Genomic DNA, 23,603 nt, shown 5'->3' on the forward strand with positions numbered 1-23,603 from the left:
TTTTATCTATTAGTTAATATTTCATAAATCATTATATCTAATAATCACTGTATTGCCTTCTTTTTGTACTTTCGCGTGAATTTATAATAAATCAGATCATGCGACAACATTTTTTTCTTTACTTGATATTCTTCTTTATTCCTATGTTTGCTTTTGCCGATATTATTGAAGACGGCGGAGGCATCAAGGGTTCTATAGTCGATGCAAAGACCGGAAGACCTCTTGAGTTTGTTACGGTTGGAATTTGGAAACAAGGTGTTGAATCGCCTCTTACAGGAACGGTAACGGATCAAACCGGCGAATTTTATATCGGTGAATTAGCTAATAACAGCTATATCATCAGGATTACTTATTTGGGATATGAAACCATTGAAAGACAGGTTACTATCAGTGATAATAAGACTATTAATCTTAGAAGAATCGAAATTGCCGAAACTTCTGTAGAAATTGAAGGTGCTGAAATCGTTGCACAGGCCTCTCAAATGCGTTTTGAAATAGATAAGAAAGTTTTTAATGTTGATCAGAATATTGCTTCTGCCGGCGGTTCCGCCAGCGAAGTACTCAGCAACATCCCTTCTGTGGAAGTAGATAATGAAGGCGAAATATCTTTGAGAGGAAGTACAAACGTAACTGTTTGGATTAACGGCAAAGAATCCGGGTTATCCTCCGATAACAGATCTCAAATACTGGAACAACTTCCTGCCGAAAGTATCGAAAGAATTGAAGTGATAACCAATCCGTCTGCCAAATATAGTCCAGAAGGAACTTCAGGAATCATTAATATCATTTTAAAACAAGATAGAAAAGCAGGTTACTACGGAAGCGTACAAGCCGGAATAGATTCTAAATTGGGATATAATGCCAGTGCAAATATTAATTTCAACAAAGGAAAATGGGAAGCTTATGCAAATGTTGGTTTCAGGCGCAGGGCAGGCGAAGGCGAAGAATATACTTACAGAACAAATACAGATGAGGAAGGAAACGAATTGTCTTATATTAATCAAGATGCTACTTCCACCAATTATAATAACGGTTTATTCGCACGCGCGGGAGTAACCTACAGACCGACTAAAAAAGATTATTTCTATTTTGATGTTTTCGGAATGTACGGCTCCGGAGAAAGAGAAAGCATTAATGATTACACAAGTAATGTTCCGGGCATGTATTCCACAAGTCAGCGTACTGCTACAACAGATAATAATAATCTTGGCGGAAACGTAATGTTGAGTTATAAGCATGAATTTAATGAAAACAGTACTCTTGACGCTTCGGTTTCTGCTAATGCATGGAAGATGAACAGAAACAGTGATTATTTTCAAAATTCTTATTTTGAGTCCGGCAGTTCATATTCATCGTATCAAAATCAAACAAGTGATATAAATAATAACAGCTATGAATTACAGGTTGATTATGTAAACAGATTTACTAAAAATTCAAAACTTGAAGCCGGTTATAAAAGTTCTTTCGGAAGAGAAAATAGTCCTGTAGAAACTTTTTCAGGATCAACTCCGGAAAACGCTGTTTTCGATCCGGATCTATACAATAGATTTATATATAACCTTGATGTTCACGCTTTATATGCAACTTACTCGGGAAGAATAAATAAATTCGGATATAATATCGGGTTACGCGGAGAATATACCGGCATTAATACAAAATCACTGGAATATAGCGAAATAGAAGAAAATATTGAATATTATTTTAAGGATTACCTGAGTTTATTTCCCAGCGTATTCTTAACATACGAATTACCGAAAGGTCATGAAATCCAGGTTAATTACACCCGCAGAATTTCCCGTCCCCGCGGGCATCATTTAAATTCTTTCATTAATATTACCGATACGGCAAATATTTCTTTTGGTAATCCCTTGCTTCAACCTGAATTTTCAAATTCTTTTGAACTTAATTATATAAAAAGTTGGGAAAATCATACAATTTCTTTATCCGGATGGTATAGAGATGTAAACAATGTAATTCAAAGGATCAGATATCGAGACGATCAGGTGATGAAAAGTACTTTTGTAAACATTTCAAGCATGCAAAGCGCAGGTATAGAGCTTGTTGCCAAAAACGAATTTTTTAAATTCTTTAATTTAACTTCCACCGTAAATTTATTTTACAGTAAACTCGAAGGATTTACTTACGAAGCGGAGGGAATTCCTGAACCGGTAATCGGTGAAGAAAGTAAAGGTTTCACATGGAATGCCCGTTTAATCGCAAATTTTGTATTTCCTTATGCGATGTCTTTACAGATAACCGGAAATTATAACTCACCACGAATTGTAGCCCAAGGTACTCAAGAAGCTAATTATGCACTTGATGCGGGTTTCAGAAAATCTTTCTTCGACAAGAAGTTTAGTGTTGCTATAAATGCGCGGGATATTTTAAATTCAAGAAAATGGCATACATTTACTTCCGGCGACGGGTTTTTACAAGAATACAGCAGTTGGAGAAACGGGAGAACATTCAGTTTAACACTTACCTATGCATTCGGTAATATGAATCCTACTAAGAAATCTCAACGCCAAGTGAATACTTCAACCGGATACGAAGATGCGGAAATATAAGATAGGTTATGAGTCTGCATTTTATGTTTAGAATTACAGAAAACACAGCAATAATACATCAATTCACTAAACCGTCATTATTTCGGCTTCCTTAGTTTCCAATAATTTATCTACCTTTTTTGTATATTCAGTAGTGAATTCTTGGATTTTTTCTTCAAGTTTCTTAATATCATCTTCAGGAACACCTTCGTTTTTAAGTTCTTTAGCCATATCATTAGCATTTTTTCTTACACTGCGGATGCTAACCCTTGCTTGTTCTGCTTCTTGACGGGCTTTCTTAACAATATCTTTACGGCGCTCCTCCGTTAAGGCAGGAACTTGAATTCTGAGAACTTCTCCGTTATTTGCAGGATTAAATCCAAGGTTTGCCTGCATAATCGCCTTTTCAAGTGGAGCCAACATATTTTTATCCCACGGCTGAACAATAATTTGTTTTGCATCGGGAGCATTAACATTAGCAACCTGACTGATAGGCATTAACGTACCGTAACATTCGACTTTTACACTTTCCAGCATCTCCGGAGATGCTTTTCCTGCTCTGAGTTTCTGAAATTCTTTGTTTAAGAAGTTAACTACGGATTCCATACCGTCTTTTACTTCATCTAAAACTATTTTTACTTCTTCTGCCATTATATTCTTATATTTTTACTATTCAACAATTGTTCCGATCTTTTCACCCGAAACTAATTTCACTAAATTATCTTCTTTATTAACATCGAAAACAATTATAGGTAAATTGTTTTCCTTACATAGTGTAAATGCCGTTTGATCCATAATTCTAAGATTTTTCTCAATAGCTTCATCAAAACTTACCGAATCATATTTCACAGCATCTTTATATTTTTCCGGATCTTTATCATAAACTCCGTCAACACGAGTTCCTTTAATTATTACGTTCGCCTTAATTTCAAGCGCTCTTAAAACGGCAGCAGTATCAGTAGTAAAAAAAGGATTTCCCGAACCGCCGGAAATTATTACAACAAAACCTTCTTCCAGATACTCAATTGCTTGTTTAGACGACATTGCTTCTGCTACCCTCTCAATCGGTAACCCCGACATTAATTTCGTTTTAATCCCAATTTCCGATAATACAGATTGTATTGCAATGGAGTTAATAGTTGTAGCAAGCATTCCCATATAATCACCCTGAATTCTATCAAAACCCTTAGAAGAACCTTGAACACCTCTGAAAATATTTCCTCCGCCTACAACAATACCAAGCTCAATTTTTTTATCGACAATTTTCTTGATTTCTCCCGCATAATACGCAAGAGCGGTAGAATCAAGTCCGTAAGCAGAATTCCCCATTAGGGATTCACCGCTGAGTTTTAAAAGAATTCGTTTCATAATATTTGGTTTCGGGTACCGGGATTAGGGTTTTGAATTTCGAGTATTACATCGGACTAAACGAGATATCTCACCCTTTTCTTTTCTCCATTTTATCTTTTTACCACTTTAACTAATCAGCATATTTACCAATTACCATATCAACTAATCAACATCCTGATATTGTCCGTGACAATTCTTATATTTCTTACCACTGCCGCAAGGACAAGGATCATTTCTGCCAACCTTTTTCTCAACTCTTACGGGTTGATGTTTTTGCTGTCCCTGAGTGTTGGAATGAGCCTGACTCAACAAGTCTTTTCTTTCCTCCTTTAACTGTTGTCTGTTAGCGGTTTTTACTTTCTGAGCTTCACGAACATTACTGTTATCTTCCATCATAGGCAAATTACCTCTTAGTAAGAAAGAAACAACTTCTCTGTTTGTCTTTTGAATCATAGCTTTAAACAACTCAAAAGATTCCAACTTATAAATCAAAAGAGGATCTTTCTGTTCATAAACAACGTTTTGGACAGATTGTTTAAGGTCGTCCATCTCTCTCAATTGATCTTTCCAGTTTTCGTCAATATAACCTAAAACAACGCTCTTCTCAATCGACAAAGGAATTTCATAATTCGGGTTTTCAATACATCTTGCAATATTTGCAACAATACCGCGCTGCTTTCTTCCGTCGGTAATAGGAATAATAATGTTTTTGTATTGCGGCTGAGTTTCCGAAATATGTTTGATAATAGGAAGAACTTTTTCCGCAATGTTAATACATTTATCTTTATAACTTTGATATACTTGATCAAAAACTATTTCAGTAACTTTATCCGCATGTTGGGATGAAAATTCCTGAAGAGTGATATTTGTTTCTGTTCCGGTGACAGTTAATAATTCCATCTTAAAGCCTTCAAAATCATTTGAAGCTTGGAAGGTATCAACAATAGTTTCAATTGCATCATAGAACATATTGGAAATATCAATTGACAGTCGCTCTCCGAAAAGGGCATGCTTACGTTTTTTATAGATTACATCCCTCTGGCCGCTCATTACGTCATCATACTCCAATAATCTCTTTCTAATACCGAAGTTATTTTCCTCAACTTTCTTTTGAGCACGTTCAATAGATTTTGTAATCATTGAATGTTGGATAACTTCGCCCTCCTGCAATCCGAGCCTGTCCATAATAGAAGCAACTCTTTCGGATCCGAACATCCTCATTAGGTCATCTTCCAAAGAAACAAAGAATTGGGAACTTCCGGGATCACCTTGACGGCCGGCACGACCGCGCAACTGTCTGTCGACACGGCGTGAATCATGGCGCTCGGTACCAACTATAGCGAGACCGCCCGCATCACGAACTTCAGGAGCAAGCTTAATATCTGTACCACGGCCAGCCATATTTGTTGCAATAGTAACAGTACCTTTCTTACCGGCTTCCGCAACAATATCAGCCTCTTTTTGGTGGAGTTTCGCATTGAGCACATTATGAGGAATCTTCTTTCTTGCAAGTAATTTACTGAGAAGCTCAGAAATTTCTACGGAAGTTGTACCCACAAGTACGGCACGACCTTCGGCAACAATTTTTTCAATCTCATCAGTAACGGCATTATATTTTTCGCGTTTTGTACGATAAACCAAATCCTCATGATCTAAGCGGGATATCTGTCTATTCGTCGGGATAACAACAACTTCGAGTTTGTATATATTCCAGAATTCACCGGCTTCCGTTTCGGCGGTACCCGTCATACCGGCCAACTTTTCATACATTCTGAAATAATTCTGTAAAGTAATTGTTGCATACGTTTGAGTTGCAGCTTCAACCTTTACATCTTCTTTAGCTTCAATAGCCTGATGCAATCCGTCGGAATATCTGCGACCTTCCATGATACGTCCGGTTTGCTCATCAACAATCTTAATCTTATTCTCGATGACAACATATTCCACATCTTTTTCGAAGAGTGCATAAGCTTTCAATAATTGATTTACGGTGTGAATTCTTTCCGCCTTGATTGTATAATTCTGAATTATTTCATTCTTTTTCTCAGCTTTTTCTATCGGTTGCAATTCTAATTTTTCCAATTCGGCCATATCGGAACCGATATCGGGCATGATATAAAAAGTAGGATCGTCAACCGTAGTATTCAACAATTCCATACCTTTTTCAGTAATATCAATTGTATTTGATTTCTCATCAATAACAAAGAAAAGCTCATCATCAATTATATGCATTTTCTTACCTTGTTCTTGAAGGTAGATATTTTCGGTTTTTTGAAGAAGAACTTTTTTACCCGGTTCACTTAAATATTTGATCAACGCACGATTTTTCGGCAATCCTCTATGTGCGCGAAGTAAAAGTTCTCCGCCGAGTTTTTGATTTTCGTTAGACGGTTCCTCATCAACAAGAAGTCTTTTTGCTTCGGCAAGAAATTTAGTAACTTCAGCTCTTTGTGCTTCGTATAACTTTCTAATAGCAGGTTTATATTGGTCGTATTCCTGTTGGTCGCCTTTTGGAGTCGGACCGGAAATAATCAAAGGAGTACGGGCATCATCAATCAAAACGGAGTCAACCTCATCGACGATTGCATAAACATGGTCGCGTTGCACGAGCTCTTCCGGATCACTTGTCATATTATCACGAAGATAATCGAAACCGAATTCGTTATTTGTACCGAAAGTAATATCACTGTTATAAGCATTTCTACGGGCTTCCGAGTTAGGTTCATGTTTATCAATACAATCAACAGTAAGACCATGAAATTGATACAGAACACCCATCCATTCCGAGTCACGTTTTGCAAGATAATCGTTTACGGTAACAATGTGTACACCTCTGCCTGTAAGAGCATTCAGATAAACCGGCAAAGTAGCTACCAAAGTTTTTCCTTCTCCAGTTGCCATTTCCGCAATTTTACCTTGATGAAGCACAACGCCGCCAAAAAGCTGTACATCATAATGAATCATGTTCCATGTTGTCGGATTACCTCCTGCCATCCAGGTATTTGAATAAATCGCTTTATCTCCGGATATCTTAACATTACCGAATTTCTCCGCAAGTTCTCTATCCATTTCCGTAGCACTTACGGTAATTTCGGTGTTTTCAGTAAAAAATTTAGCAGTAGCCTTCATCACTGCAAAAGCTTTCGGCAAAATCTCATCTAAAACTTCCTTATGTTTTTCTTTAAGTTGCTCCTTTATCTTGTCTATTTCATCGTAAAGTTTTTCTTTTCCATCAGCATCCATGTCAGGATTTTCATTGATCTTTTGCTTTATTGCAGCAATCTTCGATTCATATTCTTTTCCTGATTCTCGGATATATTTTTTAAATTCAATTGTTTGCTTTCTAAGTTCATCGGGAGATAACTGGGATATCGTATCAAATTCCTTATTAATTTTATTTACAATAGGTTTTATTGATTTAATATCTCTATCTGATTTTGTGCCAAACAAATCTTTGAAAAAACTGGCCATTATATTATATTTTATTTAATTAATCGTTTTATTAATAAGAAGTTCGGGGAATAAATCCCGAACTTCTTAACTTGTTTTAATACAGACTTCTACAATCTTATATTAATATTCATCTTCATGAAAGAAAAAATCTTCTTTGGTTGGATAATCGGGCCAAATATCCTCGATACTTTCATAAATTTCACCCTCATCTTCCATTTCAGTTAGATTTTCAATAACCTCTTTCGGTGCACCTGTACGAATACTATAATCTATTAATTCCTCCCGGGTGCAGGGCCAAGGAGCATCTTCCAACTTCGATGCCAACTCCAATGTCCAATACATAATTAACTGTTTTACTGTTTATTAACCGACTTAATCGGTCTATTCGTTTTTTTTGCAAAAATAATTTTTTTTTAATAGAAAACAAACGGATTAACAAAAATTTAAACTTGCTTATTTTCAATCTTCTCTGCCATTGTATCTACAAGGTTTTGAAGAGGTTTAGCAATCATTGCCGCCATAAATCCGTCAACGTTAGCATTTATAGACAAAATTAATTCGGAAGAATTTTCCGAAACAGGTTGCATATCAAAACCAAATTGAATATCAATCGGTTTTTGATCCTTAGTACCGTAAACAATTTTTTTATCAGGTATAGCCTCAATAATATCCAGAGTAATATCGGGTGCGCCTTTGATAGAAAATGTACATTCAGTTGCTGTACATTCGAACCGTTCTATTTTATCAGGCGGCAACATGTCTCTGAAATTGTTGAAATCCGAAAATCTCTCGTAAATTGCCCCCGCGGGTCTTTCAACAATTATCGGCTTTGATGTGAATGTTTTCATAATAATCTATTTCTGTATTTTGAGTTCCGGATTTCGACTTATTAAAAAGTTCCTGTAACTTACAGTTTGCAACCCTCGTCCCTTCTCATTTTTAATTTTTATCTTTAGTCTTACTATCATACCAGCTTGCAGGATCTTTCTTCCATTCGATCAAAGTATCCAACTCTGCGCTTTCTATGTAATTAATCTTAATCGCAGTACTTACCGTTGTATCGTAATCTGTTAATGTTATAAGTTCACACTTCTTTTCCTCAAAGCTTTTTAATGCTTTTGTAAGATTATAAGTATAAATTGCTACCATTCCCAGAACATTCATTTCAGCATCCTGTAAAGCCGAAAAGGCTGCAAGACTGCTCATTCCGGTTGAAACCAAATCTTCAACAATAACTACTTTCTGATATTTTTTATAATCGCCTTCAATTTGATTTTGCATTCCGTGATCTTTTTGAGAAGATCTGATATAAATAAAGGGCAAATTTAATTCCTGAGCCACTAATACACCAATAGCAATGGCACCTGTTGCTACACCTGCAATTATTTGCACATCCGGATATTTATGGCGGATAATATCTGCAAAACTTTTCGCCAAGAAAGTCCTTATATCCGGATAAGATAAAGTTTTACGGTTATCACAGTAGATCGGACTTTTTATTCCCGAAGCCCAAGTAAAAGGTTCACCCGGATTTAACTTCACAGCTTTAATTTCAAGTAAATATTTTGCAACTTGATAGGCCAGCTCATTGTTATATAACATAAATGTCTATTTTTATAATTTGTGCAAAGATAATTTTTTAAATAATAAATGACAATAGAAAATTAACAACTTTCAATATCAAATAACAAAAATAACAATACGAACATTGTCATTAATAAATAATTGATAAATATTTGAAGAGATAAAAATAGAATCGATTTTTTATTTTATATCTTACATAGAGGTAATTAACTCTAAAAAACTTCCTTAAAATCAACAATTACTATTAATTGTTAATTATTAACGGTTAATTATTAATTGTTTTTATTTTTGCAGTCTAAAATATTTTGAACCATGGCAAAAAGAACAGCTGTTTTTCCTGGATCTTTCGATCCGATTACTCAAGGGCATGAGGCTATAATTCTCAGAGCTTTGAGAATTTTCGATGAAATTATTGTTGCTGTAGGTGTTAACATTGAAAAAAGGTATCTTTTTTCCGTTGAAACCCGTGAAAAATGGATTAAACATACTTTCAGAGATTATCCTCAAGTTAAAGTTGAAAGTTATACCGGATTAACAGTAGATTTTTGTAAGAAAGTCGGCGCCGAATTTATAATTCGCGGATTACGTACTTCCGCCGACTTTGAGTTTGAGAGAATTGTAGGTCAGGTGAATAAGAAACTTTATTCTGAAATTGAAACCGTATTTCTACTCGCCGCTCCGGAACTTACTTCTCTGAATTCTTCTATTGTCAGAGACATTGTTATTAACGGCGGCGATGCGTCTATATTTGTCCCCGAAGGAGTTATTATCACGAGTGAAGATCTTGAAACCAACTGAAAATAAACCATTGATAATAAAACAATGGAAAACTAAATAATTAAGATCATTTTGAATCGCTGGGTTTATTATTCATGAAAAAAACATTTTTATTACTCATATTATTATCATTCTTTTTAAGTTCCGAAGCACAGAATATTTCAGTAACTTTCAAAGTTAATAATGCTGCGGGAAAGCACTTATATCTCACAAAATATTCGGATTATATCACCGAAATGGAGGAGGTTGTTTTTAGTTCGATTATTCCCGAAAACGGAATTATCAAACATGAATTTAAAGCTGAAAATACTGAAGCGTACAAAATATTAATTGATTATGCCGATGTGCAAATTTATTTGCAGCCAAACACTTCATACACGATTACAATAACTTATCCTAAAATTATATCAAACATCAATCCTTTTCAAAACAGACAATATTTAGAAATTAACATTTCATCATCTAATAATCATGATGTTAACAGATTAATATCCGACTTTAACGAAGAATATGACGATTTCCTTTTGGATAAATTATACTTTCAGTCGCCACGAAACATGTTAAGCGAACACGAGAAATTCAAAAACGAATATTTGAAAAAAATCAATAAAAATGTTGATGATTTTTTTACGATTTATGTTGAATATAGTTTCGGATTAACTGAAATTTCACTTGTAGATAAAATCGGAAAGAATTTTATCGATAAATATTTTACGGATAAAGATGTTGCATATAATTCTCACGAGTATTTTTTATTATTGAAGGATGTTTGCAAGCATACGGAATATATTCTGAACGACAGCACTTTAAATAATCCCCGTTTGAAGGAAGTTACTTATTTGTATTTTCTGATGATGGATTTTTATGGCGATTATGATAAAGATGAAGTACTAAATCTAATCAAAGGTTTTATTTCCAAGACTAAGTATCTTGAAACAAAATTAATCGGAAATAATATTCTGACATATTTAACGCGCTACCGTAAAGGAAGTTCTCTTCCTGCTTTAAACTTAGAAAGTGAAAACGGTAATAGCTATGATATTTTGCAATCGGGAAAAAATATGTATTTGCTTTTTGTAAACAGTGATATTGAAATTTGCGCCGATATTATTAAAGAAATCGAAACTGTTGACATGGAAAGTTTCGGTGTTATTCCACTTCTAATTTCCTTGGATTTCAGCAAAACAAAAATTAATTCCGACAAATTAACTTTATTAAAACCGGCAGATGTGGGTAAAGTTCATCTTGATTTGAATATTCGGAATTATCCTTTTGCAATTTTGATTGATAAAGACGGTAAGATTTTACGATATAATGCACCCGTCACAAAAGACAGATTTATTGAGGTGCTAAAAGAAGAAAAAAGTAAAAACTAAGGTTAGAAGTACAAGAGCAAAAGCTCGTTAATCTTTTCTAAAGAATGAAAAATTTACTCTGCTGTAAACTCTATGATCGAAAAAATTCGGGTGGTTGCTGAAATCATAATCATCAGGATGTTCCAAAACAAATAATCCGTCATCATTTAACAAATCTTCATCGAATATTAATTGTGTAAGTTCTGGGATACCCGGGCTATCATAAGGAGGGTCGGCAAAGATAAAATCGAACTTTTGAGAGATTCTTCTGACAAACTGAAATGCATCGGTTTTAATAACAGATATTTGCGGCATTTTTAAATCCTCAGCCGTTTTTTTAATAAATCCGGTACATTTAACATTATTGTCAACCGAAATAACAGAAGGGCAACCGCGGGAGACAAGTTCAAAAGAAATATTACCAAGTCCTGCAAAAAGATCCAAAGCTTCTATTTCTTCATAATCAATAATATTATTCAGAATATTGAAAAGCGCTTCCTTCGCCATATCGGTTATAGGACGCACCGGAATATTATTAGGTGGATTCAGCCGCCTTCCTTTATAAGTACCACTTATTATCCTCATTGGAAACTACGAGATTACTAATATATTTAGACAATAAATTAAATTCTTCCGATTTTACATTTACATCTCCCGAAACCGAAAGCGGAACAAAGTTCCCATCAAGATCATAATTATTAAATGCACTCAAAAGAAAATACACAGTATCTTTCTCTGATTTCACATTAAAAGAATTTGCCGCAAAGAATTTATTGTTTTTATAGATTACAATTTCCAGAATATCTTTTCTTTTGTGTGCAAATACAGCATTTCCGATTACAACAGCATCATCCGAAACCAAATCTATAAAATTTGAAATTGAAGCGGTAAACTCCGCATCTGTAAAGTTTTTTTCTAAAAACCCTACAACATCTTTATTAAAAGAAAAAACCGTAAATAAATTCGAAACTGATGACTGTACATAATAAGGCGAATGATTTTCTTCAAGTTCACCTATATTGAAATTATAATATTCAGCAATATCACCCGGATCGAAAAATTCTTTAGGGATGAAAGTAAATTTATCTGTACAGAAAATAATCTTTTTCTTTTTAAAATTTTCCTTTAAAATGTTATTATCTTCTATTATCGACAAGTATTGATCGGTCAATGAATTATCGGAGCTGTTCTTTATTTGAATATTTTTTTTCAGCAAATAATTACCGTTTTCGTCGGATACAATAAAAGAAAATCCGTCTTTAGTTAAAAAGACGGATAGATTATATTTATGAATATAAGTAGGATCGAAGAAATTATTCCCAGTTTCCATCTGTTGAAGCTTCTGTCATAGAACCAACATATAAACCGGGAAAAAGGTCGTTGACCATCAATTTAGTATCTTCATTATAAATTGTTTGCTCATCCATTCCGTTAAGAATCTGCGTATTAAGAGCCGATGCTCTAAACACGGGAATCATAATTTTACTTTTTTCCGTAAAACCTGCTTCAAGAGTAAACATTTGACCGCCGGAATTGGGGATATATTTCATATTTTCAGGCACAAAATCAACTCTATTTTTAAACAAAGTATCCATAATAGGAATATAACCGATAGTATCCATAATGGATTTTCTAAAAGTAGTATCCGTAGGATCAGGGATCATTTTTATAATTGCCATTTCTCCATGTTTAACAAAATTAATCAAAGTATCAAAAGAACCTGTATATTGTTTGTTAACGGCACGATAAGCAGTCTCAGCCGCTCTAATATCTTTCAACTTCTGAATAGCAAGATCATATCTGAATTTCTTCTCTTGCGTAAATTTAACCGGTTCCATTATACTACGCACGAGCAATATTGTAAGCACAACGATTACAACTAATAATGCAATTTGAATGATGGTTTTTTTCATATACTATTTTATTATTTATTTTTTACAATTGATTTCGCCAGAAAATCTCTACAAAATTCTTACAACTTGCAAAGTTAGAAATTTTTTATTTACAAAAGCATTTTTTATAATCTTTTTTGGCTGATAAATTCAATTTTTTACAGATTTAAAATTGTTTTAATATGGTTGCCTTCATACATTTTTCAATTTTCAACTTCTAACTCTTCGAACATAATTTGTTTAGCGGCACCTTCTCCGCATTCGACACAATAAATATTGCCGCCGTTTGATAGAATCAAATATTTAGCTTTTAATTTCATGTTGTATCTAATAATCTGATCCAGTGTGTTCTGGTCTATTTCAACATTAGGAGCCTTACATTCTACAATAATTTGAACATTTCCTTTATTATCGAAAACAATAATATCCGGTCTTTTAGTCATTGAGAAAACCTTAATTTGTTTTTCGACTCCCATAAGCGCGTATGAAATTCCATGTTTGGAATGAAGTAGAAAAATCATATATTGTCTAACCGCTTCTTCTTCAGTTAGAGCGACGAATATTTTTCTAACCGGATCAAATATTTCATATTTATTTTCTGAATTTATTCTGATATTTGGTTTATAATCTAACATAATGATTACTCATTTTCACAATTAAAACCTTGACCCGAAGCCAATCCGCCCAACGAAGTTTCCTTGTATAAAGAAGGCAAATCATGTCCGGTAGCTTTCATAACTTTAACTACCCTATCAAAACTTATCAGATGAGATCCATCAGTAAAAAGAGAATAAAATCCGGCATCAATAGCTCTAACAGCCGCAAAAGCATTTCTTTCAATACACGGAACCTGAACTAATCCGCAAACCGGATCGCAAGTTAAGCCAAGATGATGTTCCAGTCCCATTTCGGCAGCATATTCAATTTGTTGCGGTGAGCCGCCTTGCAGTTGGTTCATTGCGGCAGCGGCCATTGAACAAGCGACACCAACTTCACCCTGACAACCGACCTCAGCACCACTGATAGATGCGTTATATTTGATAAGATTACCAATTAATCCTGCCGTTGCAAGAGCATGAAGTATTTTCTTATCATTCTTTTCATAATATTCGGTATAAACATACAAAACCGCAGGTAAAATACCGGACGAACCGCATGTAGGCGCCGTAACGATTTTGCCGCCGCTGGCATTTTCTTCCGCAACAGCAAAAGCATACGCCATCGCAGAATATCTTTGTTTAAGCGCATGATTCATTCCTTGTAATCTGCTATATACCGCAGAAGCTTTTCTTGGAAGCTGTAAAACACCGGGTAAAGTACTTTCGTGTTCCAAACCGTTTTTTATTGATTCTCTCATTATATACCAAACTTCGCCAAGATATTCCCAGATTTCATTACCCTCGCATTCATTAACATATTCCCACAACCGCCTTGTTTTCAGATAATCCAGAATATCTTCCATAGTAGAAAGCTCGTAAATTATATGATCTTTACCGCGTGTACTGTCAGTAGATATATCTCCGCCACCGAGACTGAAATATTTCTGTTGTTTGATTACATTACCGTCGGCATCATAGGCAAAAAATTCCATTCCGTTAGGATGTTCCGGAAGAAAGACATCCGGCTTCCATTCAATTTTGAGATTATTTTTAGGAAATTGCCGCAATAAAGCTACATCCGTTAAGTGACCTTTTCCTGTTGCGGCAAGAGTTCCGTACAGAATTACTTTAAAACTCGGTGCATCTTTAACGTTTTCAAGAAATTTATTACACGCATTAACCGGTCCCATAGTATGAGAACTTGAAGGACCGTAACCGATTTTGAAAATTCTTTTAATTGAATCCATAACTAAAAATTTTATTTGCAAAAATAGCTTTTTTAATTAACAATTAACCGTTAACAATTAATAATATAATGGATTCGACGCTTGAAATCAATGATGAGTTTCGGACATATTCTCGGACTTCTAATTATTCATATTAAAAAACACAGCCATTCAATTATTATAATACTGATAATTTGTTGTTTGTTGTTGTTTTTATGTGCCTTATATTCAACTAATTATACTCATTAGATATTTATTAAATAGAAAACCCTAATTACTCAATGCTGTTTGTCCTTTATTCTTTTGTATCTCATATATATAATACTTTTACTTTTCGAAAAGATATTTTTCAAAAAATGTTAATTATTTTCTAATTATTTATACTTTTGCAAGTTAAAACTTAGTGTTAAATTTTTAACGTAAAAATAGAAAATAACAATTAAAACCAAATTATTTATGAAAAAGTCAATCTTATTAATCGGAGTATTATGCTTCTTATTAACATCTTGTGGTGGCGGACAAAAGAAAGCAACCGAACAAACAACTCAGGAAAAACCTAAAACAGAACAAAAATGTGAAAAAGAATGCCAATTAACCGAAGAGCAAAAAGCTGAAATGGATGCTTTTATGGCCCAATGGAATAATTGGGATAACTTAGACGATGCAACAAAAACAGATCTTATTGCTAAAGCAAAAACCTGCATGGATAAAAAAGCTGAAGGTTGTAAAGGTCATGACGGAGAAAAAGAAGGCTGCAAATCTAAAGAAACCGGTGAACCATGTAAAGGTAAAGAAGAAGGAAAACCTTGCTGCAAAGAAGGTGACGCTCCTAAATGCGAATTAACCGAAGAACAAAAAGCTGAAATGGAAGTTAAAATGGCCGAAATGAAAGCTAAATGGGATTCTTTTGAAACCTTAAGTTTAAATGAACAAAAAGAATTAATCGACATGAAAATGAATTGCTGTAAAAAATCTTGCTCCGGACATCATCACGGAGATAAAGAAGGTTGCAAAGGTCATAATCATGACGGCGAAAAATCATGCGACAAAGACAAAAAAGCCGATAAATAAGATTATCTGCGCAAAATAATAATTCAATAAAAAAGCCTTTATAGAAATATAAAGGCTTTTTTATTTTAAATAAGTGTTCAATATTAAAATAAAGCTACAAATTTCACAATCACAGTTTTAACATCCTAATTACACCCACAAATTCTTCTTCATCTTCAATGATGAAAAATAAAAAACCGGTATTAAAAACCATAATATTATTTCCAAAAAAGGAAAAACAGAAAGCAGATCGGGTTGATTTAATTTTTTCAGGGAATTATATTTGATACAAAACCAAACAATCATTCTGATTAAAATCAATACAAGAATCGGTATAACAATTTGTGTATATAAAATACAAAGAAGAATACAGGCGATAAAAAATAATAATGTGCTTAAAGTATATAAAAATTTTATTATTTTACCTGATGATTTTGAATACCTTACATTAGAAAATCTTCGTGAGACATGAGTAAACCAAGTGCTCATATTTTGCTTTGAATCAATGCTTATTTGGGAATAATCATCAAAAATATAAGCTGTTTTACCCTTTCCTGTAAGTTTGTTGAAAACCGCAGTACCGTCATTACAAGTCTGGTAATGATGCATTAAATTTACCGGAACGAGAAAATCGGATTTCTTAAACAAAAAGTTTCTTGTACTTACGGTATATGGATGATTATTAGAAATATAAGATAAAAATTCAATATTGTAACAACTTTGCTCATAACGTATTAACTTATTAAAAAATCCTTTTCCTGATTTAAAATTGGCAATTCCGGCAACATTATTCTTAGAACCCAAACTCGAAACCATTGAACGGAGCCAGTATATACTTGTAGGGAAACAATCCAAATGCGTCGTTAAAATCAATTCGTACTTAGCTGCCTTTACTCCCACAGAAAGAGGATAAATCTTGGAACATTGAAAATTATTTCTTTCGTGTATGTTAAAATATGTAAGATTCGGTATCTGCCTTGTCCACATTATGAAATCTTCATTTTCAACATCTTGCGATGTATAATTTACAACTATGATTTCATATTCGCCATATTCCTGATTCCTCAATGCGGAGATATGTTTTTTGATAAGATGAAAATTATCTCTCATGCAAATTAATATAGAAACCGGAGGCAGTTCGCGGGTATTCTCGGATACAAAGTTTTTTTTCTTTAATATAAAAGAATAGCCGGCTCGTATCAATGAAATAATTTGAATAATGAAAAGTAATACAGTAATGCCTGCAATTACTATAAAAAGTGAATCTTTAAGTATCTCTGTATTGAAAAACATTTTTTATTTAAAATCAAAAGGCAAAATTATTCAATTGAAAAGAAAATTAAGCGTATTTTTGGCAAAAATTTCGAAAAGTTATTAACGACTTGTTTTTATTTGATGTTTAAATACGAATTATTAGCACAAGATACTGATACTAAGGCGAGAGTCGGAGTGCTCCATACTGATCACGGAGATATTCCCACACCGATTTTCATGCCTGTCGGAACGGCCGGAACGGTAAAAGCCGTACATATTAAAGATGTAAAAGATGATATCAATGCTAAAATAATCTTGGGAAATACTTACCATCTGTACTTACGTCCCGGAACGGAAATTCTCGAAGCCACCGGCGGATTACATAAATTCAACGGTTGGAATTTACCCATACTTACGGATAGCGGCGGCTATCAGGTTTACTCACTTACGCATATCAGAAAAATCACCGAAGAAGGAGTAAAATTTCAATCGCATATCGACGGATCATACCATTTTTTTACTCCGGAAAAAGTTATCGACATAGAAAGGAGCATCGGCGCCGATATAATCATGGCTTTTGATGAATGCACCCCTTTTCCCTGCGAATACAAATATGCTGAGAAATCACTTAAACTAACTCATAACTGGCTGAAAAGGTGTATTGAAAGATATAGAACAACGGATAATAAATACGGCTATCATCAAGAACTTTTTCCTATTGTTCAAGGCAGTGTTTATAGAGATTTAAGAAAACAATCAGCGGAGTTTGTCGCTGAATTCGGAACGGAAGGCAACGCTATCGGCGGATTGGCTGTAGGAGAACCTGCAGAAATAATGTACGAATTAACGGAACATGTTTGTGATATTTTACCAAAAGGTAAGGCAAGATACTTAATGGGCGTAGGAACTCCCGAAAATATTCTCGAATGTATTTCACTCGGAGTTGATATGTTTGATTGTGTTATGCCCACTAGAAACGGCCGGAACGGAATGTTGTTCACCAATTCGGGCATAATCAATATAAAAAATAAAAAATGGGAAAAAGATTTTTCCGTTATTGATGAACTTTGTCCGTCTTTCGTAAGCGCCGGTTATTCAAAAGCTTATGTCAGGCATCTTTTTGCTGCACATGAAATATTGGGCGGTATGATTGCCAGTCAACATAATTTAGCTTTCTATCTTCAATTAGTTACGGAAGCAAGAGAACATATTCTTGCCGGCGATTTTAAGAATTGGAAAGAAAGTACGCTAAAAACGATTATGAAAAGATTATAATTCTAAATAAATTGGAAGTGCAACAAAGTATTATTTTTAGTGAGGTCGGAAATTATGTTAATTAATATGTAATTTACACAATTATAGATAATAGTTCTTGAATTTTTAAATTTGTAATCTGAAATTAAATAAAAGTAAAAAATACCGGTATAATAATTATCCTGTGTATCTTTTAAATAAAAAACATACGAATTGCTGACAGCCTGAAAAGGCGGCAATATGAAAATAACATGTTTATAAAATGAATGTAATATTTTGAAGAAGTTAGATTTATATATAATACGAAAATATTTCTCGGCTTTCTTTCTTGCAATCGGATTACTGGTAATTGTTGTTATAGTTTTCGATTTCTCAGAGAAGATAGATAAGTTTTTAGACGGAAATATCCCATTTCGTATGATAATATTCGATTATTACGCTAATTTCATTCCCTACTTCTTTAATCTTTTTCTGTATTTATTTGTTTTTATTGCCGTAATTTTCTTTACTTCACAATTAGCACAGAAATCGGAAATAATTGCAATGTTAAGCTCCGGAATAAGTTTTTATCGACTTATGCGGCCGTATATCTTCTGTGCCTTAACACTTACCTGTATTGCATTCGTTTTGTCGAACTTTGTTATTCCTAAAACCAATATCAAACTCAATGATTTTGAAAATCAATATCTCAGAAAATCAGCAAAATATGCTAATTATGCTTATGATATTCACATGCAAATAGGACCCTCTACATATGCATATGTAAAGAATTTCAATGGAAAAACCAATGAAGGAAATGATTTTACTTTGGAAAAGTTTGATTTTCAGGAAGGAATGGATTATAAAATATCATCAAAATTAATAAAATGGTCGGAAACCGATAGCACCTGGACGCTTAATAATTATATTGAAAGAACGATTTTTGATGATAGGGAAGTTATTAAGTCGGGTACAAGTAAAACTATAAAAATAAACTTATTGCCTGATGATATGATTTTTGTGGTTAACGATTTGCGAACAATGAACTTTAAGCAACTCAATAATTTTATTGAAGAGGAACGAAATAAGGGAATACGCAATATTGTTGAATATGAAGTCGAAAAACACAGCCGCATTGCAAACTCCTTCGCTACTATAATACTTACCGTTCTCGGTTTTTCTTTAGCATCCAGAAAGAAAAGAGCCGGAATGGGACTTAATCTCGGATTAGGTATTGTAATTACATTTACTTATATATTGATGATGCAAATTACAAAAGTTTTTGCTACAAATAGTGATTTAATGCCTTGGTTAGCTGCCTGGATACCTAATATTTTCTTTTCATTGGTTGCTATTGTTATTATGATCAAGGCTCCCAAGTAAAGTAATCGGATAGAGGAAAATATAAACAAAGATTGTTAATGCCCGTAAATATCTTATCCATAAACCAGACATTTTAATTTTCAATTAAAGATTCTGTAAACTAAATAAAGATTTTGAGATTTTTTATATCAATATGTTTTAAATCTCCATATCATATAAATATCAGATCATTCAAATATTCCATACACTGCCGAACCGCTGCCGCTCATGGAAGCATAAATGGCGCCGTTTGCGTACATTTCCTCTTTTATCATTGCAATTTCAGGATAAAGCGGAAAAATAACTTCTTCAAAATCATTTTTTATATTCGCCCTCCAAGTCTTGATATCATCGAAAACCAATGTTTTCAAATCAGGCACATCAGGGTTTGGTGTTACTAAAGAATAAGCTTCTTTAGTTGAAATATGAATATCCGGAGTTTTGACAATAATCTTCTTATTCAAATTAAAATCAACTTCTTCCAAAACTTCACCGCGCGAGCTCGCAAAAGCGGGCTTACTGTCTATAAAGAAAGTACAGTCACTACCCAACATTCCGGCAATTTTTTTTAGGTTCTCGTTGCAAATATTCAAATTGAACATCTTATTTAACAATATCAATGTTGAAGCTGCATCCGAAGAACCGCCGCCTAATCCGGCTCCTACAGGAATATTTTTGTGTAAATAAATATCAACCGGAGGTAAATCATACTCTTTTGATAATAAGTTATAAGCTTTAATACAAAGATTATCCCGACTATTTCCTTCTAAATCAATTCCTGAAATAAAAATATTTGTTTGTCCGGATTTTGATTCTACTATCTCCAAAATATCCTTTAAATCGTTAAAAGGATAAAAAAAAGTATAAATATTGCGAAAACCATCATTTCTTTTTGACAATATTTGCAAACCAATGTTTATCTTTGCAACTGGGAAAATAATCATTTTTATAAATTTTGCCCAAAAGTATTAAAATAATTCTGTATTACAAAACTACAAATAAAAAATATGGCTTCTATAACAAAATCATTATCTTCCGTTTTTTTCAGGAAACATCTGCAAAAAATAAAAAGATTTAAAGAAGAACCAATTGAAATACAGAATGCGATTTTCAAAGATCTGATAAACAGAGCTGCAAACACTACCTGGGGACAAAATTATAACTATTCATCATTTTCTAGCATTGCCGATTTTAGGGAAAGTGTTCCGCTAAGTACTTATGAAGATCTTGAGCCGTATTTTCAGGAAATAATGAACGGCAAACAAAATCTATTGTGGCCTGATAAAATTCAATGGTTTTCAAAATCCTCCGGAACAACAACGGGTAAAAGTAAATTTATTCCGGTAAGTAAAGAAACTCTTTTTGGCTGTCATTATGATGCCGGAAGAGCGATGGTTGCTACATATATCGACAACAGAGATAATACAAAACTTCTATTCGGAAAAAATATTTCGGTTTCCGGAAGTTATTTACAAGAAGTAAGCGGAAAAAACCATTATCTTGTAGGTGATATTTCCGCTATTTTAATGCAAAATCTGCCGAAATGGGCTGAATATATTAAAATTCCATCAAAGAAGTTAACCTTAATCAGCGATTGGGAAGAGAAGATAAATATGATAGCTGAAGCTGTTGTAAAAAGAAATGTAGTAAGTTTTCTCGGAGTTCCATCGTGGATGTTAGTCATTCTTAGAAAGATAGAAGAAGTATCAGGAAAATCTATCGATGAAACCTGGCCAAATCTCGAAGTCTTTTTCCATGGCGGAGTTGATTTCGCTCCGTACAGAGATAGATATAATGCACTGATAAAGAATCCTAATATGAGATATATGGGAGCTTATAATGCATCGGAAGGTTATTTTGCCTTTCAGGATGATTTGAATACCGAAGACATGCTTTTACTTCTTGATTATGGAATCTTTTATGAATTCGTTCCTATTGATCTGCTTAGCGAAGGCTCCCATTTTGCCGTTGGCCTTGAAGATGTAAAAATCGGAGAAAACTACGCAATGGTCATTTCAACCAACAGCGGATTATGGCGTTATGTTATAGGCGATACCATTACTTTTACGTCTTTGAATCCTTTTAAAATAAAAATCACAGGCCGTACCAAAGCTTTTATCAATGTTGTAGGAGAAGAACTTATCCTCGACAATACAAATAAAGCTATAAATATTGCATGCAAAAAGACTGGCGCAATTTTATCGGATTATACCGTTGCCCCGAAATTTTACAAAGAAGGTAATACATCACATGAATGGTTGGTCGAATTTGAGAAACAACCTAATGATATTGATGAGTTTACAAAATATCTCGACGATGCTTTAATGGAGGTTAATTCGGATTATAAGGCTAAACGTTTCCATGATATGGTATTGCGACCACCTGAGGTTATTATGGTATCGCAAGGAACTTTCTATAAATGGTTTAAAAGTAAGAATAAATTAGGCGGACAAAATAAAATGCCTCGTTTATCTAATAATAGAAATATTGTTGATGAAATTCTTTTTATGTTACAAAAATCTTAGATTATGTATATAGCAATAGCAGGAAATATCGGATCCGGAAAAACAACCTTAACGAAATTGCTGGCAAAAAGTTTTAAATGGGAACCTAACTTTGAAGATGCCGACAATAATCCTTATCTAAGTAGCTTCTATGAAGATATGCTCAGATGGTCGTTTAATCTGCAAGTATATTTTCTTAACAGTAGGTTCAGGCAAATTGTTGATATTAGAAAGGAAAACAAATCTGTTATTCAAGATAGAACAATTTATGAAGACGCTTATATTTTCGCTGCTAATTTACATTCAATGAATCTGATGTTGACAAGAGATTATGAGAATTATCTTTCTTTATTTGAATTGATGACATCTTTTATTGAAGCACCGGACTTACTTATATATCTTAGAGCTTCTGTTCCCACCCTTGTTAATAATATCCAGAAAAGAGGAAGAGATTACGAAGCTTCTATCCGCATAGATTATCTTAAAAGCTTGAATGACAGATATGAAAAATGGATAAAATCTTATAATTCGGGAAAATTATTGATAATTGATGTTGATAATCTCGATTTTGAAAATAACCCTGCAGATCTTGCAAATATTATAGATAACATTAACGCCGAATTCCATGGGTTATTCTGAAATTAATGCTGTTGGAATCATTCCTTCGCGTTATAATTCCTCCCGCTTTCCCGGCAAACCACTTGCAGATATTGACGGCAAAAGTATGGTTCAAAGGGTTTTTGAACAAGCCTGTAAAACTAAATTTCTCGCCCAGGTTTTTGTTGCTACCGACGATGAAAGAATTTACAACCATGTAAAGTCCTTTACGGATAATGTTTTAATGACTTCGGAAAATCATCTTAACGGAACAGAAAGAGTTGCCGAAACTATAGAAATACTCGAAAAAAGAAATTTCTATTTTGATATTGTTGCCAACATTCAAGGCGATGAACCTTATATACACCCGCAACAAATTGACGAAACTATATCAGTATTAATAAAAAACGACAATGCCGATATCGCAACACTTGTAAAAAAGATTAATTATGAAGATGCCCGCGATCACAATAGAGTAAAGGTTGTTCTTGGAAAAGACAATAAAGCTCTTTATTTCAGCAGACAGATTATTCCTTTTAGCAAGGAGCCTGAGAAAAAAGAATATTTGAAACATATAGGTCTGTATGTTTTTAGAACAGGTATTTTAAGGAAAATTATAAAATTAGAATTATCCCCTTTGGAACAATCTGAAAATTTGGAACAATTAAGATGGTTGGAAAATGGATATAGCATTTATGTTGATTATTCAAACTATCAAACAATTAGTATAGATACGAGAGAAGATCTGAAAAATATAAAAAATCAACTTTAAATTAACAAATTTTCATTATCTTTGTGCCTAATTTAAAAAGTTATTTTTT

At 33.6% G+C, this 23,603-nt stretch carries 22 protein-coding genes; 9 read left to right on the top strand and 13 right to left on the bottom strand.

Annotation, left to right across the window (positions count from 1 at the left end; genetic code table 11):
• The first annotated feature begins 98 nt into the window (after positions 1-98).
• The gene (locus tag LBP67_01290; protein ID MDR2083614.1) at positions 99-2,567 is read left to right on the top strand and encodes a TonB-dependent receptor; all 2,469 of its coding nucleotides are present in this window, start codon (positions 99-101) and stop codon (positions 2,565-2,567) included.
• A gap of 66 nt (positions 2,568-2,633) precedes the next feature.
• Here the strand turns inward: LBP67_01290 and frr are convergent, their stop codons facing one another.
• The 6 genes from frr to pyrE all read right to left on the bottom strand — a co-directional run bounded on the left by frr (position 2,634) and on the right by pyrE (position 8,951).
• Entirely contained in the window at positions 2,634-3,197 is a 564-nt protein-coding gene (gene frr, locus LBP67_01295; protein MDR2083615.1) for a ribosome recycling factor, read from the bottom strand.
• Positions 3,198-3,215: 18 nt separating this feature from the next.
• The gene (gene pyrH, locus LBP67_01300; protein MDR2083616.1) at positions 3,216-3,914 is read right to left on the bottom strand and encodes a UMP kinase; all 699 of its coding nucleotides are present in this window, start codon (positions 3,912-3,914) and stop codon (positions 3,216-3,218) included.
• Positions 3,915-4,058: 144 nt separating this feature from the next.
• A complete protein-coding gene (gene secA / locus LBP67_01305) occupies positions 4,059-7,367 on the bottom strand; it encodes a preprotein translocase subunit SecA (GenBank protein ID MDR2083617.1) in 3,309 nt (1,102 codons plus the stop codon).
• A 102-nt stretch (positions 7,368-7,469) separates the two neighbouring features.
• Positions 7,470-7,691, bottom strand: coding sequence for a DUF2795 domain-containing protein (locus LBP67_01310; GenBank protein ID MDR2083618.1), 222 nt, complete (start codon positions 7,689-7,691; stop codon positions 7,470-7,472).
• A gap of 101 nt (positions 7,692-7,792) precedes the next feature.
• Entirely contained in the window at positions 7,793-8,197 is a 405-nt protein-coding gene (locus LBP67_01315) for a hypothetical protein (GenBank protein ID MDR2083619.1), read from the bottom strand.
• A gap of 91 nt (positions 8,198-8,288) precedes the next feature.
• A complete protein-coding gene (pyrE, locus tag LBP67_01320; protein MDR2083620.1) occupies positions 8,289-8,951 on the bottom strand; it encodes an orotate phosphoribosyltransferase in 663 nt (220 codons plus the stop codon).
• 294 nt (positions 8,952-9,245) lie between these two features.
• Here pyrE and coaD point away from each other — a divergent pair, with 294 nt between their 5' ends.
• Complete coding sequence (coaD, locus tag LBP67_01325; GenBank protein MDR2083621.1) at positions 9,246-9,731, top strand: pantetheine-phosphate adenylyltransferase; 486 nt, start codon at positions 9,246-9,248, stop codon at positions 9,729-9,731.
• A gap of 74 nt (positions 9,732-9,805) precedes the next feature.
• Positions 9,806-11,086, top strand: coding sequence for a hypothetical protein (locus tag LBP67_01330; GenBank protein ID MDR2083622.1), 1,281 nt, complete (start codon positions 9,806-9,808; stop codon positions 11,084-11,086).
• 27 nt (positions 11,087-11,113) lie between these two features.
• On the opposite strand, the gene LBP67_01335 is transcribed toward LBP67_01330, so the two are convergent.
• From LBP67_01335 to LBP67_01355, 5 genes are all read right to left on the bottom strand, one after another.
• Positions 11,114-11,650, bottom strand: a complete 537-nt coding sequence (locus LBP67_01335; protein MDR2083623.1) for an RsmD family RNA methyltransferase — start codon at positions 11,648-11,650, stop codon at positions 11,114-11,116.
• Complete coding sequence (locus LBP67_01340; protein MDR2083624.1) at positions 11,625-12,395, bottom strand: DUF3822 family protein; 771 nt, start codon at positions 12,393-12,395, stop codon at positions 11,625-11,627. Before LBP67_01340 ends, LBP67_01335 begins: the two co-directional genes overlap by 26 nt.
• Positions 12,379-12,978 carry a hypothetical protein gene (locus tag LBP67_01345; GenBank protein MDR2083625.1) on the bottom strand — a complete coding sequence of 200 codons (600 nt, stop codon included), beginning with the start codon at positions 12,976-12,978 and terminating at the stop codon, positions 12,379-12,381. The genes LBP67_01340 and LBP67_01345 overlap by 17 nt, the downstream gene beginning before the upstream one ends.
• A gap of 182 nt (positions 12,979-13,160) precedes the next feature.
• On the bottom strand, positions 13,161-13,592 hold the full coding sequence (locus tag LBP67_01350; protein ID MDR2083626.1) for a type I restriction enzyme HsdR N-terminal domain-containing protein: 432 nt from the start codon (positions 13,590-13,592) through the stop codon (positions 13,161-13,163).
• Positions 13,593-13,597: 5 nt separating this feature from the next.
• Positions 13,598-14,803 carry an L-serine ammonia-lyase gene (locus tag LBP67_01355; GenBank protein MDR2083627.1) on the bottom strand — a complete coding sequence of 402 codons (1,206 nt, stop codon included), beginning with the start codon at positions 14,801-14,803 and terminating at the stop codon, positions 13,598-13,600.
• Positions 14,804-15,238: 435 nt separating this feature from the next.
• On the opposite strand from LBP67_01355, the gene LBP67_01360 reads away from it, so the two are divergent.
• Positions 15,239-15,853 carry a hypothetical protein gene (locus LBP67_01360; GenBank protein ID MDR2083628.1) on the top strand — a complete coding sequence of 205 codons (615 nt, stop codon included), beginning with the start codon at positions 15,239-15,241 and terminating at the stop codon, positions 15,851-15,853.
• Positions 15,854-15,982: 129 nt separating this feature from the next.
• Here LBP67_01360 and LBP67_01365 read toward each other — a convergent pair whose 3' ends face one another.
• Positions 15,983-17,125 carry a glycosyltransferase gene (locus tag LBP67_01365; protein MDR2083629.1) on the bottom strand — a complete coding sequence of 381 codons (1,143 nt, stop codon included), beginning with the start codon at positions 17,123-17,125 and terminating at the stop codon, positions 15,983-15,985.
• 102 nt (positions 17,126-17,227) lie between these two features.
• Here LBP67_01365 and tgt point away from each other — a divergent pair, with 102 nt between their 5' ends.
• Together tgt and LBP67_01375 are read left to right on the top strand one after the other, a co-directional pair.
• A complete protein-coding gene (gene tgt, locus LBP67_01370) occupies positions 17,228-18,361 on the top strand; it encodes a tRNA guanosine(34) transglycosylase Tgt (GenBank protein MDR2083630.1) in 1,134 nt (377 codons plus the stop codon).
• A 255-nt stretch (positions 18,362-18,616) separates the two neighbouring features.
• Positions 18,617-19,702 carry an LptF/LptG family permease gene (locus LBP67_01375; GenBank protein ID MDR2083631.1) on the top strand — a complete coding sequence of 362 codons (1,086 nt, stop codon included), beginning with the start codon at positions 18,617-18,619 and terminating at the stop codon, positions 19,700-19,702.
• A gap of 167 nt (positions 19,703-19,869) precedes the next feature.
• On the opposite strand, the gene ispE is transcribed toward LBP67_01375, so the two are convergent.
• Positions 19,870-20,625 carry a 4-(cytidine 5'-diphospho)-2-C-methyl-D-erythritol kinase gene (gene ispE, locus LBP67_01380; protein ID MDR2083632.1) on the bottom strand — a complete coding sequence of 252 codons (756 nt, stop codon included), beginning with the start codon at positions 20,623-20,625 and terminating at the stop codon, positions 19,870-19,872.
• Positions 20,626-20,688: 63 nt separating this feature from the next.
• Between ispE and LBP67_01385 the strand changes: the two genes are divergently transcribed.
• From LBP67_01385 to kdsB, 3 genes are read left to right on the top strand one after another with little or no spacing between them, the layout of a single operon-like run.
• The gene (locus tag LBP67_01385) at positions 20,689-22,206 is read left to right on the top strand and encodes a GH3 auxin-responsive promoter family protein (GenBank protein ID MDR2083633.1); all 1,518 of its coding nucleotides are present in this window, start codon (positions 20,689-20,691) and stop codon (positions 22,204-22,206) included.
• Between the two features lie 3 nt (positions 22,207-22,209).
• Entirely contained in the window at positions 22,210-22,824 is a 615-nt protein-coding gene (locus LBP67_01390; protein MDR2083634.1) for a deoxynucleoside kinase, read from the top strand.
• Entirely contained in the window at positions 22,811-23,554 is a 744-nt protein-coding gene (gene kdsB, locus LBP67_01395; protein MDR2083635.1) for a 3-deoxy-manno-octulosonate cytidylyltransferase, read from the top strand. Before LBP67_01390 ends, kdsB begins: the two co-directional genes overlap by 14 nt.
• Positions 23,555-23,603: the final 49 nt, after the last annotated feature.

It is taken from the genome of Bacteroidales bacterium (assembly GCA_031276035.1).
GTDB lineage: Bacteria > Bacteroidota > Bacteroidia > Bacteroidales > BM520 > RGIG7150.

Excerpts from the sequence above, each read along its gene's own strand:
- LBP67_01390 (MDR2083634.1), top strand. The coding sequence starts at position 22,210 with ATGTATATAGCAATAGCAGGAAATATCGGATCCGGAAAAACAACCTTA.
- LBP67_01315 (MDR2083619.1), bottom strand. The coding sequence starts at position 8,197 with ATGAAAACATTCACATCAAAGCCGATAATTGTTGAAAGACCCGCGGGG.
- secA (MDR2083617.1), bottom strand. The coding sequence starts at position 7,367 with ATGGCCAGTTTTTTCAAAGATTTGTTTGGCACAAAATCAGATAGAGAT.
- frr (MDR2083615.1), bottom strand. The coding sequence starts at position 3,197 with ATGGCAGAAGAAGTAAAAATAGTTTTAGATGAAGTAAAAGACGGTATG.
- LBP67_01365 (MDR2083629.1), bottom strand. The coding sequence starts at position 17,125 with ATGTTTTTCAATACAGAGATACTTAAAGATTCACTTTTTATAGTAATT.
- pyrH (MDR2083616.1), bottom strand. The coding sequence starts at position 3,914 with ATGAAACGAATTCTTTTAAAACTCAGCGGTGAATCCCTAATGGGGAAT.
- coaD (MDR2083621.1), top strand. The coding sequence starts at position 9,246 with ATGGCAAAAAGAACAGCTGTTTTTCCTGGATCTTTCGATCCGATTACT.
- LBP67_01290 (MDR2083614.1), top strand. The coding sequence starts at position 99 with ATGCGACAACATTTTTTTCTTTACTTGATATTCTTCTTTATTCCTATG.
- LBP67_01355 (MDR2083627.1), bottom strand. The coding sequence starts at position 14,803 with ATGGATTCAATTAAAAGAATTTTCAAAATCGGTTACGGTCCTTCAAGT.
- tgt (MDR2083630.1), top strand. The coding sequence starts at position 17,228 with ATGTTTAAATACGAATTATTAGCACAAGATACTGATACTAAGGCGAGA.
- pyrE (MDR2083620.1), bottom strand. The coding sequence starts at position 8,951 with ATGTTATATAACAATGAGCTGGCCTATCAAGTTGCAAAATATTTACTT.
- LBP67_01310 (MDR2083618.1), bottom strand. The coding sequence starts at position 7,691 with ATGTATTGGACATTGGAGTTGGCATCGAAGTTGGAAGATGCTCCTTGG.
- LBP67_01360 (MDR2083628.1), top strand. The coding sequence starts at position 15,239 with ATGAAAAAGTCAATCTTATTAATCGGAGTATTATGCTTCTTATTAACA.
- ispE (MDR2083632.1), bottom strand. The coding sequence starts at position 20,625 with ATGATTATTTTCCCAGTTGCAAAGATAAACATTGGTTTGCAAATATTG.
- LBP67_01345 (MDR2083625.1), bottom strand. The coding sequence starts at position 12,978 with ATGAAAAAAACCATCATTCAAATTGCATTATTAGTTGTAATCGTTGTG.
- LBP67_01335 (MDR2083623.1), bottom strand. The coding sequence starts at position 11,650 with ATGAGGATAATAAGTGGTACTTATAAAGGAAGGCGGCTGAATCCACCT.
- LBP67_01340 (MDR2083624.1), bottom strand. The coding sequence starts at position 12,395 with ATGGAAACTGGGAATAATTTCTTCGATCCTACTTATATTCATAAATAT.
- kdsB (MDR2083635.1), top strand. The coding sequence starts at position 22,811 with ATGGGTTATTCTGAAATTAATGCTGTTGGAATCATTCCTTCGCGTTAT.
- LBP67_01330 (MDR2083622.1), top strand. The coding sequence starts at position 9,806 with ATGAAAAAAACATTTTTATTACTCATATTATTATCATTCTTTTTAAGT.
- LBP67_01350 (MDR2083626.1), bottom strand. The coding sequence starts at position 13,592 with ATGTTAGATTATAAACCAAATATCAGAATAAATTCAGAAAATAAATAT.
- LBP67_01385 (MDR2083633.1), top strand. The coding sequence starts at position 20,689 with ATGGCTTCTATAACAAAATCATTATCTTCCGTTTTTTTCAGGAAACAT.